This is a genomic window from Pseudomonas sp. Leaf15 (genome assembly GCF_001421425.1).
GTDB classification, from domain to species: domain Bacteria; phylum Pseudomonadota; class Gammaproteobacteria; order Pseudomonadales; family Pseudomonadaceae; genus Aquipseudomonas; species Aquipseudomonas salomonii.
This window is the reverse complement of record NZ_LMKI01000013.1, coordinates 66,178-81,611: the sequence shown is the minus strand read 5'-3', so window position 1 is coordinate 81,611 and position 15,434 is coordinate 66,178. Positions and strand designations below refer to the sequence as shown.

The following is a 15,434-nucleotide window of genomic DNA, read 5'->3' as shown; positions in this document are numbered from 1 at the left end:
TTTTCTATTAAGCACGATCTTTTAGAGAAGTCCCGTTTCGTTACGCAACTTTTACGGCGGTCATATGGCTCTTTCCTTTCGCGTTGCAATACCCGCTGATGTGCCCGAATTGGTCGCGCTGGAACAGCACTGTTTCACCACCGACCGGCTCTCGCCGCGCAGTTTCCAGTGGATGATCAGCCGTGCCCATGGCCAGTTACTGGTGGCGGAAAACGACGCGCAATTGCTCGGTTATGCACTGGTGTTGTTCCATCGCGGCACCTCGCTGGCGCGCCTGTACTCCATTGCCATCGCCGAACACGCGCGCGGCATGGGTGTGGGCAAGCAATTGCTGACGCGCATCGAGGCCTGCGCCCTGGAACATGATTGCGCCTACCTGCGCCTGGAAGTGCGCACCGACAACCCCGGTGCCCTGGCGCTGTACGAGCGCAATGGCTATCGCCGCTTTGCGCTGATCAATGACTATTACGAAGATCACACCGCCGCTATTCGCCTGGAAAAACGCATCCTCCAGCACCAGGTCGCACGCCCCCAGAGCGTGCCGTATTACCAGCAGACCACCGACTTCACCTGTGGCGCCGCGTGCCTGCTGATGGCCATGGGCGCGTTGCGGCCTGGGCGCGTGGCCGGGCGGCGCGAAGAACTGCAGATCTGGCGTGAAGCCACCACCGTGTTCATGACCGCAGGCCACGGCGGCTGCAGCCCGCAAGGCTTGGCGTTGGCGGCCTGGCGCCGGGGGTTTCGGGTGCGTATGCAGGTGAATGTGCGCGGGCCGTTGTTTCTCGATGGCGTGCGCGACCCGCACAAAAAGGACGTGATGCGCTTGGTGCACGAAGCGTTTGAAGAGGAATTGGCCGGCAGCGACGTCGAACAGATACTCGGCGGCGCCCTGGATTTACCCCAGGTATTGCAGGCCGGCGGGCAGCCGCTGGTGCTGATCAGCAGCTACCGCCTCACCCGTTCCAAATCGCCGCACTGGGTGATGGTCACCGACTGCGACGCAGAGTTCGTCTACCTGCACGACCCCGACGTGGATCACAGCCAGCATCGCCAACCCCTGGACTGCCAGCATCTGCCGGTCAGCCATGGGGAGTTCGAGCGCATGTGTCGTTTTGGCAGCAAACAATTGCGCGCCGCGGTGGTGCTGTTCAAGCCACCTGCTTGACCCCGGCCTTGGCTTCCAGCTCGCGCACCAGCGGCAGAACGCGCTTTCCGAAGTATTCGACTTCTTCCTGAAAATGCAGGAAGCCGGCCAGTATCAGGTCCACGCCCACAGCCTTGAGCGCAACAATGCGCTCGGCGATCTGCTGCGGCGTGCCAATCAGGTTGGTCTTGAAGCCGTCGTTGTATTGCACCAGGTCTTCAAAGCTGGACTTGGCCCAGTTGCCCTCGCCTTCCGGTGAGGCCTTGCCCGCCTGTTTGGCCGCATCGCCAAACGCATTCACCGCCTCGGGGTCGGCCTTGTCGATGATTTCGGCGAGCACGGCGCGGGCTTCCTCTTCGGTGTCGCGGGCGATCACAAAGGCGTTTACACCGACTTTCACCGAATGGTGATTAGCCGCGGCCTTTATGCGAATGTCGTCAACCTGGGCCTTGATGCCTTCGGGCGTGTTGCCGTTGGTGAAGTACCAGTCCGACACGCGTGCCGCCATGTCCCGCGCCGCCCGTGAACTGCCGCCCTGGAACACTTCCGGCTGGCCGAGTGGCTTGGGTTTGAGGCTGTAATTGTTGAAGCGGTAGAAGTCGCCCTTGAAAGTGAAATCGTCCTGGCTCCAGATGCCTTTGAGGGCGCGGATAAACTCCTCGGAGCGGCGATAACGCTCGTCGTGTTCCAGCCAGGGTTCGCCGATGGCCTGGAATTCGCCCTTGAACCAGCCACTGACGATATTCACCGCAATGCGCCCGTTGGTGAGCTGGTGGATGGTCGCCAGTTGTTTGGCTGCCAACGCCGGCTGCCAAGGGCCAGGCAGGATCGCCGCGATCACCTTGAGCGTGGTGGTCGCCGCCAGCAACGCATGGCTGAACGCGACGGACTCATGCTGGTTGTCGGCGCCGTAACCTGCGGTAAAGCGAATTTGCGTCAGGCCATATTCGAAGCCGGCCGCCTCGGCCAACTGCGCAAGCTTGCGGTTGTAGTCGATGCCCCAGTGCGTGCGCTGTTCGATCTTGCTGACCACCAGCCCACCGCTGACGTTGGGTACCCAATAGGCAAATTTCACGGCTTGCTGACTCATCTGGCAGTACCTCGCAGGAAAGGATGTAACCAGGCTTGAGCAGCAAGCGTGCCAGACAGCATCAAAGCACCACCCCATGGGCGTTGTGGCGCATATCACAGTAGTGGTTGCCAGGCTGGCGAATGTCGCGCAGGGCCTTGATTTGTCGATTTACTGTTGCTGGAGCAACAGTAGTTTGGCGCCAGCCCCAGCAAATACGGGCTGCGCCGCCCGGCACGGACTGTGCAATCCGCTAAGCATTGATCACTGCCCAGGAGCCGTACCCCATGACCGAGCAACATGTCATCAACCCGCTGTCCACCGGCGTCGATTACCCCACACTTGCCGCGCGCTTTCGGCCGATCTTCCAGCGCATCGCCGAAGGTGCCGTGGCGCGTGAACAGGCGCGCGCCCTGCCCTATGAGCCGATTGAGTGGCTCAAACACGCAGGGTTCGGCGCAGTGCGGGTGCCGGTGGAATACGGCGGCGGCGGCGCGTCCCTGCCGCAATTGTTTGAGCTGCTGATCGAACTGGCGGCGGCCGACTCCAATGTGCCCCAGGCGCTGCGCGGGCACTTCGCCTTTGCCGAGGACCGCCTGAACGCACCACCCGGCGCGGGTCGCGACCTGTGGTTCAAGCGGTTTGTCGACGGCGACATCGTCGGTTGCGCCTGGACCGAAATCGGTAACGTGGCGATCGGCGATGTGGTCACTCAGGTCAGCCCGGATGGCGACAACTGGAAGCTCAACGGCGAAAAGTTCTACAGCACCGGAAGCATTTTCTCCGACTGGATCGACGTGTACGCCCAGCGCAGCGACACCGGCGCCGACGTGATCGCCGCCACCCGCACGCGCCAGCCTGGCGTGGTGCAACGTGATGACTGGGACGGGTTCGGCCAGCGCACCACGGGCAGCGGCACCACGCGGTTTACCGATGCGGAGGTTGAGGCCGACAACGTGATCGACTTTGCTACCCGCTTCAAATACCAGACTGCGTTTTACCAATTGGTGCTCCTGGCGAGCCTGGCCGGCATCGGCCGTGCGGCGCTCAACGACGTGGCGCAGCAGGTGCGCAATCGTAAACGCATCTACAGCCATGGCAATGCGGCGCATGTCAGCCAGGATGCGCAGGTTCAGCAAGTGGTGGGTGAAGTGGCCGCCCTGGTGTATGCCGCCGAGGCCAGTGCGTTGAAAGCTGCGGTGCCGGCGCAGCGGGCTTACCTGGCACGATTTGCCGGGGATGCGGTGGCTGAGCGTGAGGCGAACGTGGCTGCCGAAATTGAATCGGCGACGGCGCAGGTGGTGGTGTCGGAGCTGATTCAGCGGGCTACCAGTGAGCTGTTCAATGCGCTGGGGGCGTCGGATGTACGCCAGGGTAAAGCGCTGGATCGCCATTGGCGCAACGCGCGGACCGTGTCGTCGCATAATCCGGTGATCTACAAGGCGCGGATTGTCGGGGATTGGGTGATCAATGGAACCGAGCCGCCGTTTGTGTGGCAGATCGGGAATGGGCCTGGCAAAGCGTAATAGATCGTTCCCACGCTCTGCGTGGGCATGCATCCTGTGACGCTCCGCGTCACGGCTTCAAGAGCGGGACGCAGAGCGTCCGGGGTGGCATTCCCACGCAGAGCGTGGGAACGATCCTGTGTGCCGCTTAGAACGCGAGCTTATACCCAATGGTCATCAACATAACCGCCAGACATGGTCGCAACACGCCGTCCGGGACTTTGCCGGTCATGTGGCTGCCCAGGTAAATCCCCGGCAACGACCCCATCAGCAAAAAGCCCAACAGGTGCCAGTCCATATTGCCCATGCTGGCATGCCCCAGGCCCGCCACCAGGGTCAGCGGCACGGCGTGGGCGATCTCGGTGCCGACCAGACGCCGCGTGGCCAGGAACGGATACAAGATAAACAACGCCACAGTCCCGAGGGCACCCGCGCCGATAGAGGTCAACGCCACCATGGTGCCCAGGATCGCACCGGTGAGCACCGTGAGCGCGTTAAGATTACGCAGGCTCATGTGATAATCATCACCCGCATGCCGCTGGGCGAAAGCCAGCAGGCTTTTCTTGAACAGGATCGCCAGCGCCGTCAGCAGCAGCACAAAACCCAGCGCCTGCTTGATCACCGCATTCATCGCACTGGGGTCGGTGTGCAGGCTGGCCAAAAACCACAGCGTCAAGAGCACTGCCGGCACGCTGCCCAAGGTCAGCCAGCCGGTGATGGTCCAGTCGATGTTCCGGTTTTTGCTGTGCACCAGCACGCCACCGGATTTGGTGATAGCGGCGTACAACAAGTCAGTGCCCACGGCGGTGGCCGGGTTGATGCCGAACCACAACAGGATCGGCGTCATCAAAGAGCCCCCGCCGACCCCGGTCATGCCGACGATAAATCCAACGATCAGGCCAGCGACTACAAAACCAATATTGCCTACATCCATTACAACTACCCGCGGCCTTATAAAATTCTGGCCGCAGGATAGCGATTTTTCTTATAACGACTTATATCAATATGATCTGACTTTATGCTTTTTCTGTCAGACGATGGCAGACATACGCCTGGGTCTGATACGGAAACGCCACAGTGTCACGCCCACGCAGCGCCGGATGAGTGTCGATCAGCTGGCGCAATTGCTCGGTCACCGTGGCCTTTTGCGCGGCGGGCAGCGCCGCGATGAAGCTTACCGACAGGAAGCGATCCATGATCACTTCCCGAGGGCTGCCCACATGCTGATAGGCAAAACAGCTCATTTGCGGCGCGGAAAAATACTCACCGGTGAAGGCTTCGCGCCAACGCCCTGTATGAAAACGCGGCGTGTCGCCTTCATAGGGCGTAATGATTTCGGTGATGGCCGCAACCCAATCCACCGACTCATCGCGCACATTCCACACCAGCCCCAGGCGCCCATCGGGCTTGAGCACGCGGTGGATCTCGGCCAGTGCGGCCTCGGTGGAAAACCAGTGGAAAGCTTGCGCACACACCAGCGCATCGGCGCTGGCATCCGGCAACGGCATAGCTTCAGCGGTGCCGCTGAGCAGGCGCACATCCGGCAACAGTTTGCTCAGTTGCGCGCCCATGGCCTTGACCGGCTCGACTGCAATCAGGCTGGGCGCCAGGGTGCTGAGCAAACGGGTGAACTTGCCGGTGCCGGCGCCCAGGTCGATCACGGTCGACTGTGCATTGATCAGCAGCGTGTTGGTCAACCAGCCGGTGAGTTGGCGAGGATAATCCGGACGACCTTGGGCGTAGGTGGCGGCCTGGGTCGAAAAACCTTGTTGAGCAGACGTGTGAACACCAGTCATTGCGACGTTCTCCTCGGGGGCGGGCGCACAGTGTGCGCCCTCTGAGGTTTATTTTCTAACCCGTGCATCCAATCGTGCGTGTGGCGTGTAGTCCTTGCAGTCACCCCGCTGTTTTACTCAAATGGAGCACTACCCATGAACGCTAAAACCCTGTTCTGCCTCGCGGCCGCACTCACCGTCGCGCCTGCGGTTTTCGCCCAGACCGGTTTGCCGGACAGCATCAAGGTGCCGGACGGGCACAAGATTGCGATGGAAACCACCGGGGTCGGCGAAATCACCTACGAATGCCGCGACAAAGCCAACGCCGTCGGCCAGACCGAATGGTTCTTTGTCGGCCCCAAAGCCGTGTTGAATGACCGCAGCGGCAAGCCAGTGGGCAGCTACTTCGGCCCGCCTGCCACCTGGCAAGCCCAGGACGGCTCGAAAATCACCGGCACCCAGCTGGCCGTGGCGCCTTCGAGTGCAGGCAACCTGCCCTATCAACTGGTCAAGGCCAACCCGGCCGAAGGTAAAGGGGCCATGAGTGGCGTCAGTTACATCCAGCGGGTCGCGCTCAAAGGCGGCGTGGCGCCAAGCAGCGAATGCACGGCGGCGAACAAAGGCCAGCAGGCCGTGGTGAAGTACCAGGCCGACTACATCTTCTGGGCGGCCAACTGAGCAAACTCGACTACGCTGCCTGTGGCGAGTGCGCTCGCCACAGGACTCAGCCATTTTAAGGATGTCGTGTTTGTTTGATTATCAAGCCTGCCTGGCGGCATGTGCCCGTGGCGACCAGCGCGCCTTGCGCCAACTCTATGCCGAGGACAGCAGCCGTTTGCTCGGCGTGGCCTTGCGCATTGTGCGCGACAAAGCCCTGGCCGAAGATGTGGTGCACGACGCGTTTATCAAGGTCTGGCGCGGCGCCGGCAGTTTCGACCCAAGCCGTGGCTCGGCGCGGGGCTGGGTGTTCAGCATCACCCGGCACCTGGCACTCAATGCCGTGCGCAATCACGCCCGGGAGGTGGCATTGGGCGACGAACACGAGCAGCTCGCCGCCGCCCATGACAGCTTCGAATTCAGCGCCCGAGAAGGTCAGGTGTACCGCTGCCTGGAACAACTCGACCCAACCCGTCGCACGTGCATTCTTCACGCCTATGTCGACGGCTTTTCCCACAGCGAAATCGCCCGGAAACTGGACACGCCCCTGGGCACCGTCAAAGCCTGGATCAAACGGAGCCTCGTCGCGCTGCGCGAGTGCATGGCATGAGCAACCCACTGGATGAACTCGCCAGCGAATACGTGCTGGGCACCCTGCCCGCCGAGCAACGCGCCGAGGTCGAGCAACGCTTGAAACATGACAGCGAACTGCGTGCAGCGGTGGATGCCTGGGAGCAGCGCCTGCTGCCGCTGACCGCCTTGGCCGAACCCGTGCCGCCGTCCGCCCAGCTGTGGCGGCGCATCGAACGCAGCACGGCAGATCAGCCAGCCGGCGTGCCGTGGTGGAACCTGCTGGCGCTCTGGCGTGGGTTGGCCGGCGCAGGCTTGGTGACCACACTGGTGTTGGCCGCGCTGCTGCTGACCCGCCCGCCCGTAGCCGACCCGACATTTGTGGTGGTGTTGGTTGCGCCACAGAACCAGGCACCCGGCTGGGTGATCCAGGCCAGCCATGACCAGCAGATCCAACTGATTCCGTTGGGGGTGATGGAGGTGCCGAGCGACAAAGCCCTGCAATTCTGGACCAAGGGCGATGGCTGGCAGGCTCCGGTGTCATTGGGGCTGGTCAAGCCAGGGCAAACGCTCTCGGTGCCGCTGGACAAGCTGCCGCCACTCACGCCCAACCAACTGTTCGAGCTGACCCTGGAAGACCCTCGCGGCTCACCGACCGGCAAGCCGACCGGGCCGATCCAGGCCATTGGCCGCGCGGTCAAAGTGCTCTGATCAGCCTGCGCTGGGCAACCACACCCTGAACCGCGCCCCGCCCAGGGGCGAGGCCAGGGCCGTCAAGGTGCCGCCCTGGGCTTCCATGGCGCGCCGGCTGATCGCCAGGCCGAGGCCGAAGCCGCCGGTGGCGCGATCGCGGCTGCGGTCCAGGCGGTAAAAAGGTTCGAAGATGCGCTCACGCTGCTCCACCGGAATACCGATGCCGTCGTCGTCCACGCAGATTTCACAGCCGTCGGCGCAGACCTTGACCCCGACCTGGATGCGCCTGTCGCAATAGCGCGTGGCATTGCGCAACAGGTTCTGCAACGCCCGGGCAGTGAGGCGTGGGTCGAGGCTGAAACGCTCCACGGTGCAGTCGAGCGCGACGTCGATGACGATCTCGGGGTTTTCCAGTTCGTCATCGACGCTGCCCAGCACGCTGTCGATAAACTCATCGAGCACCACGTCGACCCGCTCCGGCAACTGCGCCGGGTTTTGCAGGCGGCTGTAGGAAAGCAATTCCAGCACCAGCTCGTCCAGCTCGCGAATATGCGCCACCAGGCTTTGCAGGCGCTCGCGGCTGGCCTGGGGCAAGTCTTCGGACAGTGCCAGGGCCAGGCCGAAGTCCAGGCGCGTCAGCGGCGTGCGCAGTTCATGGGACACGGCGTTGAGCAAGTCGCGCTGCTGGTTGAGCAGGCGTTCGATGTCGTCGGCCATGGTGTCGAACACCGACGCCAGGCTGCCGATATTGGAGCTGGCGGGGATCTGCGTGCGCTCACTGAGGTTGCCCCGGCCCAATTGCGCGGCGGTGCTTTTCAGGCGCTCCAGGTCACGCCAGTGCGGGCGCAGCCAGAACAGCAGGCAGGCGAGCAAGGCCGCGCCGATCAGTACGTTCATCGACCAGTACAGCAGGTTCATGTCCAACGGGTCCGGCGGGATGCTCAGTTTTACCGCAAACTGCTGGTTGATCGGCGAGCTGATGTCTTCCATCCAGCCCCACTCGCCCAGGCGGATCACCGGCTTGCCGTGCTCAAGCAGTTGCTCCTCCTCGGGCGTATAGCTGGCGTCCTGGCGCAGCAGCAACTTGACTTGCAGCGGTGCGAAATCCCGGTTCAGTTGCTCGGTCACATGGGACCAACGCTCCACCGGCGCGCGCAGATACTGCTTGACGATAAGCTTTTGCAGGCCACGGGTCTGTTCGACGTTGTAGTCCATGTAGCGGTGTTCAAACAGCTGAATCACCAACTTGGGTATCAGGAAGATCGCGGCACTGAAGGTAATGATGGTGACCAGGTAGAGGCGCAGCAGTACACGAAACATGGATCAGCATTCCCACTCGGAACGGCTGAACAGGTAGCCCTTGCCCCACACGGTCTTGATCTTGCGCGCTTCGCCTGCGTGGTCGTCGAACTTGCGCCGCAGCTTGGAAATGGCCACGTCCACCGAGCGGTCGGTGCCGTTGAACTCGATACCGCGCAGGCGTTGCAGGATCTGGTCGCGGCTGAGCACTTCACCGGCATGCCGAGCCAGTACCACCAGCAGGTTGTACTCACCGCTGGACAACTCCACCGCCTGCTCGCGCCAGGTCACGGTGCGTTCCGACAGGTCAATGCACAGGTTGCCCATGACGATCTGGTCATTGGCCACCTGCGGTTCGGACAAACTGCTGCGGCGCAGCAAGGTACGTACACGGGCGAGCAGCACACGTGGCTCGCAGGGCTTGGTCACATAGTCGTCGGCGCCCATTTCCAGGCCCAGCACCTGATCGTGGCTGTCATCGCGGGCGGTGAGCATCAGAATCGGCAGGCCCGCCGAGTCGGCACGCAGCAGGCGGCACACCTGCAAGCCATCGAGCCCCGGCAGCATCAGGTCGAGGATCACCAGGTCCGGCGGGTTAAGGCGGGCCCGTTCGCGCACATGGTCGCCACGGCTGAGCACGTTGACGTGGTAGCCATTGCGTTCCAGATAGCTGGCAATCAGCTCGGAGAGTGCGGCGTCGTCTTCCACCAGGAGGATGTTGGGCATGGTGTTTCCAAATAATACTGTTTGTTGGTGTGTTGCAGGATTGTGCAAGGATATACGCCCCCGTCGCGCAGCGCGCCGCACCTTACACTTCTTCACACACGGCCTACACAGCTTCACAGCACCAAGGCGCAGGTGTCTTTAGGATGCGCCAGTCAATATTGGGATATGAGCATGTCGAAGAATCTGTTTGCGCCGTTTTGCCTGCTGGCCCTGACGCTGGCCCTGAGCGGCTGTGGCCAGTCGGCCGAGGAAGCGCCGGAGACGCCACTGGCCAAAGTGCGCATCGAAACCCTGCAGAGCAAGCCTCTTTCCATCACCAGCGAATTGAGCGGGCGCATCGCCGCACCGCGCATTGCCGAAGTGCGCGCACGGGTCGCCGGCGTGGTGATGCAGCGGGTGTTCAAGGAAGGCCACGACGTCAAACAGGGCGATGTGCTGTTTCGCATCGACCCCGCGCCGTTCAAGGCCGACCTGGACAGCGCCCAGGCCAACCTGAGCAAGGCCGAGGCCAACGCGTTCCAGGCCCGCCTGCAAGAGCAGCGTTACAGCCAGTTGGTCGAAGGCAACGCCATCAGCGGCCAGGACTACGACAATGCCCGCGCCAACCTGCGCCAGACCAACGCCGAAGTCGCCGCCAACAAGGCCGCGGTCGAACGTGCCCGGTTGAACCTGGGCTACGCCACCGTCACCGCGCCGATTTCCGGGCGTATCGGGCGTGCGCTGGTGACCGAAGGTGCGCTGGTCGGCCAGAACGAGGCCACGCCGCTGGCAATTATCCAGCAACTGGACCCGATCCACGCCGACCTCACCCAGTCGACCCGCGAGCTCAATGACCTGCGCCGCGCCTTTCGCGCCGGCAGCTTGAAGCAGGTCGGCCAGGAGCAGGCCAAGGCCACGTTGATCCAGGACGACGGCAGCCTGTACCCGTTGCCGGGCAAGCTGCTGTTTGCCGAAATCAGCGTCGACCCGGGCACCGGGCAGATCATCCTGCGCAGCGAATTCCCCAACCCGGACCTCGACCTGTTGCCGGGCAGCTTTGTGCGTGTGCGCCTCGAACAGGCCGTGGACAAGCAAGGTCTCAGCGTGCCGCAACGCGCCATTACGCGTGACAGCGCCGGCATCCCGATGGTGCTGCTGTTGGACGCCGAGCAAACCGTCAGCCAGCAGCCGGTGGAACTGGGCGCGGTGATTGAGGACCGCTGGATCGTCAGCAGCGGCCTCAAGCCCGGTGACCGCATCGTCGTCGAAGGCCTGCAACACGCGCGCCCCGGTGAAAAAGTCGAAGTGGACGACAGCCCCGCCTCCGGCCAGCCAGTCAAGGAATAACCCGCCATGCCGCAGTTCTTTATCGACCGCCCGGTTTTTGCCTGGGTGGTGGCCCTGTTTATCCTGCTGGCCGGCGCGCTCGCCATCCCGCAGTTGCCGGTGGCCCAGTACCCCAACGTCGCGCCGCCCAAGGTGGAGATCTACGCGGTGTACCCCGGCGCCTCGGCCCAGACTCTGGATGAAAGCGTGGTCAGCCTGATCGAGCAGGAGCTTAACGGCGCCGATCACTTGCTGTACTTCGAATCCCAAAGCAGCCTGGGCTCGGCCACCATCACCGCGACCTTCCAGCCGGGCACCAACCCGGAAATGGCCCAGGTGGACGTGCAAAACCGCCTTAAAGCGGTAGAACCGCGCTTGCCACAAGCCGTGACCCAGCAAGGTTTGCAGGTGGAAAAAGTCTCCGCCGGCTTCCTGCTGCTGGTGACCCTGACCTCCAACGACGGCAAGCTCGACGACGTGGCGCTCAGCGATTACCTGGCGCGCAACGTGATGAACGAGCTCAAGCGCCTGGACGGCGTGGGCAAGGCCCAGCTGTACGGCGCCGAACGTGCCATGCGCATCTGGATCGACCCGCAGAAGCTGATCGGTTTCAACCTGACGCCGGCTGACGTGAATGCCGCGATCAGCGCGCAAAACGCCCAGGTTTCGGCCGGCAGCATTGGCGATTTGCCGGGCACCAAGACCCAGGAAATCACCGCCGCAATCCTGGTCAAGGGCCAGTTGTCGACCCCCGCAGAATTTGCCGACATCGTGCTCAAGGCCAACCCCGACGGCTCCACCGTGCGCATCGGCGATGTGGCGCGGGTGGAAGTCGGCAGCCAGGAATACCAGTTCTCCACGCGCCTGAACGGCAAGCCGTCGACCGCCGTCAGTGTGCAACTGTCGCCCGGCGCCAACGCCCTGAACACTGCCACCCTGGTGCGGGCGAAGATGGACGAGCTGTCGCGCTACTTCCCGGCCAACGTCGAGTACAAGATCCCTTACGACACGTCGCCGTTCGTCAAAGTCTCGATCACCAAGGTGGTCTACACCTTGCTGGAGGCGATGGCGCTGGTGTTTGCGGTGATGTTCCTGTTCCTGCAGAACGTGCGCTACACCTTGATCCCCACGCTGGTGGTGCCGATTGCACTGATGGGCACTTTCGCCACCATGCTGTTGCTGGGTTTCTCGATCAACGTGCTGACCATGTTCGGCATGGTGCTGGCGATCGGCATCCTGGTGGACGATGCGATTGTGGTGGTGGAAAACGTCGAGCGCATCATGGCCACCGAGGGCCTGTCGCCCAAGGACGCAACGAAAAAAGCCATGGGCCAGATCACCGGCGCCATCGTCGGTATCACGTTGGTGCTGGTGGCGGTGTTCCTGCCGATGGCGTTCATGCCGGGGTCGGTGGGTGTGATCTACCAGCAGTTCTCGCTGTCGATGGCCACCTCGATCCTGTTCTCGGCGTTCCTGGCCCTGACCTTGACGCCGGCGCTGTGCGCCACCTTGTTCAAGCCGATTGCCAAGGGCGAGCACCACGCCAAGGGCGGTTTCTTCGGCTGGTTCAACACGCGTTTTGAGCGCCTCACCGACCGCTATGAAGGCTGGGTGGCCTATGCCCTCAAGCGCAGCGGCCGCTACCTGCTGATTTATCTGGTGCTGCTGGTGGGCCTGGGGTGGATGTTCAGTCGCCTGCCCTCCTCGTTCCTGCCGGTAGAGGACCAGGGTTACACCATCACCGATATCCAGCTGCCACCGGGCGCGAGCAAGAACCGCACGGTGCAGGTGGCCGAGCAGATCGAGGCGCACAACGCCGGCGAGCCTGGGGTGGGCGATACCACCATGATCATGGGCTTCAGTTTCTCCGGCTCCGGGCAGAACGCGGCGCTGGCTTTTACCACGCTCAAGGATTGGTCGCAGCGCAGCAGCGACGATTCGGCCTCGGCAATTGCCGAGCGTGCCAACGAAGCGTTCAGCGAGCTTAAGGACGCGATTGCCTACGCGATCCTGCCGCCACCGGTGGACGGCCTGGGGACTTCCAGCGGCTTCGAGTTCCGCTTGCAGGACCGTGGCGGTGTCGGCCATGCCGCGCTGATGCAGGCGCGCACCGAGTTGTTGGCCGCCGCCGAAAAAAGCCCGATCCTGGCCAACGTGCGCGAAAGTGCCTTGGCCGAAGCACCGCAAGTGCAGTTGCAAGTGGACCGCAAGCAAGCCAACGCCTTGGGCGTGTCGTTTGCCGATGTGGGCAATGTGCTGTCCTCGGCCATCGGCTCGGCCTATGTCAACGACTTCCCCAACCAGGGCCGCATGCAGCGGGTGGTGGTGCAGGCTGAAGGCGACCAGCGCAGCCAGGTGGCCGACTTGATGAAGATCAACGTGCGCAATAACGCCGGCAAGATGGTGCCCTTGTCATCCTTTGTTGAGGCCAGCTGGACCCAAGGCCCGGCGCAGTTGACGCGTTACAACGGCTACCCGGCGATTTCCATCAGCGGCGAAGCGGCGCCGGGGCACAGCACCGGTGAGGCCATGGAAGAAATCCAGCGCCTGGTCAGCCAACTGCCGGCCGGCCTGGGCCAGGAATGGACCGGGTTGTCGTTGCAGGAACGCTTGTCCGGCTCCCAGGCGCCGCTGCTGTTGGGCCTGTCGTTGCTGATCGTGTTCCTGTGCCTGGCGGCGCTGTATGAAAGCTGGTCGATACCGACTTCGGTGTTGCTGGTGGTGCCGCTGGGTGTGCTTGGCGCCGTATTGGCGGTGGGCTTGCGTGGCATGCCCAATGATGTGTTCTTCAAGGTCGGCCTGATCACCATCATCGGTTTGTCGGCGAAGAACGCGATTCTGATTATCGAGTTTGCCAAGGACCTGGTTGACCAGGGTGAAGACTTGATCGACGCCACCCTGAAGGCCGCGCGGCTGAGGTTGCGGCCGATCATCATGACCTCGCTGGCGTTTATTCTCGGCGTGGTGCCATTGGCGATTGCCACCGGCGCCAGCTCGGCCAGCCAGCAGGCGATTGGTACAGGCGTGATCGGCGGGATGATCACCGCGACGCTGGCGGTGGTGTTTGTGCCGGTGTTTTTTGTGGTGGTGATGAAGCTGGTGCGCAGGCGCAGCAAGACGGATTAACCCGACCGAACTCGGTCAAAATGTGGGAGCGGGCTTGCTCGCGAAAGCGGTATATCAGGATCAGATGTTATGACTGACACACTGCAATCGCGGGCAAGTCGAAGCGTCGAACCGCCGCTCCCACAGGGGGGGCATCGTGCTGTTCATGATCAAGCCCCCCTGAATGCGCTATGGTGCTCACAACCTCCCCCTTGTTGTGAGCACCTATGGCCTTCCTCGCCCGCACCCACCCTCGCCTCTCATCCGCCGCCGTGCTTGGCCTTGCCATGGGCATTCTGGTGCCGGCCGATACGCTGATCAGCAAAATCCTGATTGGCTGGAACGCCGGGGTCTGGACCTACCTGGCGCTGATGCTGTGGCTCACCAGCCGTTCACATGCCGATGACGTAAAACGCATCGCCGAGATCGAGGATGAAAACGCCGGGCTGGTGCTGTTCATGGTGTGCATCGCCGCGATTGCCAGCCTTGCGACCATCACGGTGAACCTGGTGGGCAGCAAGGACCTGGACAGCACGGCGCGCCTGCTGCACTACGGTTTTACCGGCATGACGGTGATTGGTTCGTGGTTGCTGACCGGGGTGATTTTCAGCGTGCATTACGCCCGGCTGTTCTACACCTGGGACGGTGATGAGCCCGCACTGCGTTTTGCCGAAGGGTTGCGTAACCCCAATTACTGGGACTTCCTGTATTTCTCGTTCACCATTGGCGTGGCAGTGCAAACGGCGGATGTCGGCGTGGCCACACGGGGTATGCGCAAGGTGGTGCTGGGACAGTCTTTGATCGGTTTTCTGTTCAATACGGCGATTCTGGGCTTCTCGATCAATATTGCAGCTGGCCTGTTTAGCTGAGCCTTAAACACCGGTGCTTTAAAAAGGCTATAAAAAAATCTTTTTTAGACTGTCAACTTTGACAGTAGACATCACCCGAAAAAAGCTTTTAATAGCGTCAGGCATTCAAAACAGAGTGTGCCGCTCTGCGCAGAAGCCCTTGTCATCAGGGCCCCAACAGGAAGTCAAAAATAAACTTTTGTAAACTGTGACTTCTGACAGTTACCTAACGCTTATTTTTGCGGCCTTATAAGCGTCGACAGAAGCGATGGCGCTTCTGATTTTCGTATGATCATCATTAATGGAGAGGCGATTATGTCAGCAATAACCCCCCCACCGCCGAGTGCCAAAAACGCGCAGTTCAGCGGTACAATTGGTGAACACCCATTTAACACCACGGAGGTTAAAGTAGAGCAGTTAGATGATTCCATCGCATTTACCGCGATTCATCGAGACGACGGGGAGGACTCCGAGGAGATTTATATCAAGTTCCCTAAAACAATCACCACTGACGAAAAAATACTGCGGTTGTTTGGTTCCAAAACTGAATCAGTGTGGGTTCAATTCAAAACAGTGGAAAACCCCCGAGCTCATCAATATGTGGAAGGAAGCCTGACTCTGCAAAAAACCAGTGATCACCCCTACGCCGTCAGCGGCTCTGTGTATGCCGTCACTCAAGATCCAAAGCTTAAGCTGGACGTTAAATTTGAAGTAACCGTTTGAACCAACCTGCTCCGT

14 protein-coding genes are annotated in these 15,434 nt (G+C 61.8%); 9 read left to right on the top strand and 5 right to left on the bottom strand.

Going from position 1 to position 15,434, the window contains the following annotated elements; genetic code table 11:
• Window positions 1-64 precede the first annotated feature (64 nt).
• On the top strand, window positions 65-1,165 hold the full coding sequence (locus tag ASE80_RS13045) for a GNAT family N-acetyltransferase/peptidase C39 family protein (protein ID WP_056859273.1): 1,101 nt from the start codon (window positions 65-67) through the stop codon (window positions 1,163-1,165).
• Here ASE80_RS13045 and sfnG read toward each other — a convergent pair.
• The gene (gene sfnG / locus ASE80_RS13040; RefSeq protein WP_056859272.1) at window positions 1,149-2,234 is read right to left on the bottom strand and encodes a dimethylsulfone monooxygenase SfnG; all 1,086 of its coding nucleotides are present in this window, start codon (window positions 2,232-2,234) and stop codon (window positions 1,149-1,151) included. The two genes, ASE80_RS13045 and sfnG, sit on opposite strands and share 17 nt — an antisense overlap.
• 266 nt (window positions 2,235-2,500) lie before the next feature.
• Between sfnG and ASE80_RS13035 the strand changes: the two genes are divergently transcribed.
• The gene (locus ASE80_RS13035) at window positions 2,501-3,739 is read left to right on the top strand and encodes an acyl-CoA dehydrogenase family protein (protein WP_056859271.1); all 1,239 of its coding nucleotides are present in this window, start codon (window positions 2,501-2,503) and stop codon (window positions 3,737-3,739) included.
• A 127-nt stretch (window positions 3,740-3,866) separates the two neighbouring features.
• Here ASE80_RS13035 and ASE80_RS13030 read toward each other — a convergent pair whose 3' ends face one another.
• Both ASE80_RS13030 and ASE80_RS13025 read right to left on the bottom strand, forming a co-directional pair.
• Window positions 3,867-4,652: a sulfite exporter TauE/SafE family protein gene (locus tag ASE80_RS13030; RefSeq protein WP_056859270.1), complete on the bottom strand. Its 786-nt coding sequence runs from the start codon at window positions 4,650-4,652 to the stop codon at window positions 3,867-3,869.
• A gap of 82 nt (window positions 4,653-4,734) precedes the next feature.
• Window positions 4,735-5,514 carry a class I SAM-dependent methyltransferase gene (locus tag ASE80_RS13025; protein ID WP_056859269.1) on the bottom strand — a complete coding sequence of 260 codons (780 nt, stop codon included), beginning with the start codon at window positions 5,512-5,514 and terminating at the stop codon, window positions 4,735-4,737.
• A gap of 135 nt (window positions 5,515-5,649) precedes the next feature.
• Here ASE80_RS13025 and ASE80_RS13020 point away from each other — a divergent pair, with 135 nt between their 5' ends.
• From ASE80_RS13020 to ASE80_RS13010, 3 genes are all read left to right on the top strand, one after another.
• Entirely contained in the window at window positions 5,650-6,171 is a 522-nt protein-coding gene (locus ASE80_RS13020) for a DUF3455 domain-containing protein (RefSeq protein WP_056859268.1), read from the top strand.
• Window positions 6,172-6,232: 61 nt separating this feature from the next.
• Entirely contained in the window at window positions 6,233-6,760 is a 528-nt protein-coding gene (locus ASE80_RS13015; RefSeq protein WP_056859267.1) for a sigma-70 family RNA polymerase sigma factor, read from the top strand.
• On the top strand, window positions 6,757-7,431 hold the full coding sequence (locus ASE80_RS13010; protein WP_056859266.1) for an anti-sigma factor: 675 nt from the start codon (window positions 6,757-6,759) through the stop codon (window positions 7,429-7,431). Before ASE80_RS13015 ends, ASE80_RS13010 begins: the two co-directional genes overlap by 4 nt.
• Here ASE80_RS13010 and ASE80_RS13005 read toward each other — a convergent pair whose 3' ends face one another.
• Entirely contained in the window at window positions 7,432-8,733 is a 1,302-nt protein-coding gene (locus ASE80_RS13005) for an ATP-binding protein (RefSeq protein WP_056859265.1), read from the bottom strand. It lies immediately after the preceding gene.
• Window positions 8,734-8,736: 3 nt separating this feature from the next.
• Complete coding sequence (locus ASE80_RS13000) at window positions 8,737-9,438, bottom strand: response regulator transcription factor (protein ID WP_017135033.1); 702 nt, start codon at window positions 9,436-9,438, stop codon at window positions 8,737-8,739.
• A 171-nt stretch (window positions 9,439-9,609) separates the two neighbouring features.
• Between ASE80_RS13000 and ASE80_RS12995 the strand changes: the two genes are divergently transcribed.
• The 4 genes from ASE80_RS12995 to ASE80_RS12980 all read left to right on the top strand — a co-directional run bounded on the left by ASE80_RS12995 (window position 9,610) and on the right by ASE80_RS12980 (window position 15,419).
• Window positions 9,610-10,764 carry an efflux RND transporter periplasmic adaptor subunit gene (locus ASE80_RS12995; RefSeq protein ID WP_056859312.1) on the top strand — a complete coding sequence of 385 codons (1,155 nt, stop codon included), beginning with the start codon at window positions 9,610-9,612 and terminating at the stop codon, window positions 10,762-10,764.
• A 6-nt stretch (window positions 10,765-10,770) separates the two neighbouring features.
• Window positions 10,771-13,869: an efflux RND transporter permease subunit gene (locus tag ASE80_RS12990; protein WP_056859264.1), complete on the top strand. Its 3,099-nt coding sequence runs from the start codon at window positions 10,771-10,773 to the stop codon at window positions 13,867-13,869.
• A 206-nt stretch (window positions 13,870-14,075) separates the two neighbouring features.
• On the top strand, window positions 14,076-14,717 hold the full coding sequence (locus tag ASE80_RS12985; RefSeq protein WP_056859263.1) for a DUF1345 domain-containing protein: 642 nt from the start codon (window positions 14,076-14,078) through the stop codon (window positions 14,715-14,717).
• 267 nt (window positions 14,718-14,984) lie between these two features.
• Window positions 14,985-15,419 (top strand): hypothetical protein, encoded by a 435-nt coding sequence (locus ASE80_RS12980; protein ID WP_111452860.1) that lies wholly within the window; start codon window positions 14,985-14,987, stop codon window positions 15,417-15,419.
• Window positions 15,420-15,434 lie beyond the last annotated feature (15 nt).

Excerpts from the sequence above, each read along its gene's own strand:
- ASE80_RS12985 (WP_056859263.1), top strand. The coding sequence starts at position 14,076 with ATGGCCTTCCTCGCCCGCACCCACCCTCGCCTCTCATCCGCCGCCGTG.
- ASE80_RS13015 (WP_056859267.1), top strand. The coding sequence starts at position 6,233 with ATGTCGTGTTTGTTTGATTATCAAGCCTGCCTGGCGGCATGTGCCCGT.
- ASE80_RS13030 (WP_056859270.1), bottom strand. The coding sequence starts at position 4,652 with ATGGATGTAGGCAATATTGGTTTTGTAGTCGCTGGCCTGATCGTTGGA.
- ASE80_RS13035 (WP_056859271.1), top strand. The coding sequence starts at position 2,501 with ATGACCGAGCAACATGTCATCAACCCGCTGTCCACCGGCGTCGATTAC.
- sfnG (WP_056859272.1), bottom strand. The coding sequence starts at position 2,234 with ATGAGTCAGCAAGCCGTGAAATTTGCCTATTGGGTACCCAACGTCAGC.
- ASE80_RS13000 (WP_017135033.1), bottom strand. The coding sequence starts at position 9,438 with ATGCCCAACATCCTCCTGGTGGAAGACGACGCCGCACTCTCCGAGCTG.
- ASE80_RS13025 (WP_056859269.1), bottom strand. The coding sequence starts at position 5,514 with ATGACTGGTGTTCACACGTCTGCTCAACAAGGTTTTTCGACCCAGGCC.
- ASE80_RS12995 (WP_056859312.1), top strand. The coding sequence starts at position 9,610 with ATGTCGAAGAATCTGTTTGCGCCGTTTTGCCTGCTGGCCCTGACGCTG.
- ASE80_RS13020 (WP_056859268.1), top strand. The coding sequence starts at position 5,650 with ATGAACGCTAAAACCCTGTTCTGCCTCGCGGCCGCACTCACCGTCGCG.
- ASE80_RS12980 (WP_111452860.1), top strand. The coding sequence starts at position 14,985 with ATGATCATCATTAATGGAGAGGCGATTATGTCAGCAATAACCCCCCCA.
- ASE80_RS13010 (WP_056859266.1), top strand. The coding sequence starts at position 6,757 with ATGAGCAACCCACTGGATGAACTCGCCAGCGAATACGTGCTGGGCACC.
- ASE80_RS13045 (WP_056859273.1), top strand. The coding sequence starts at position 65 with ATGGCTCTTTCCTTTCGCGTTGCAATACCCGCTGATGTGCCCGAATTG.
- ASE80_RS13005 (WP_056859265.1), bottom strand. The coding sequence starts at position 8,733 with ATGTTTCGTGTACTGCTGCGCCTCTACCTGGTCACCATCATTACCTTC.
- ASE80_RS12990 (WP_056859264.1), top strand. The coding sequence starts at position 10,771 with ATGCCGCAGTTCTTTATCGACCGCCCGGTTTTTGCCTGGGTGGTGGCC.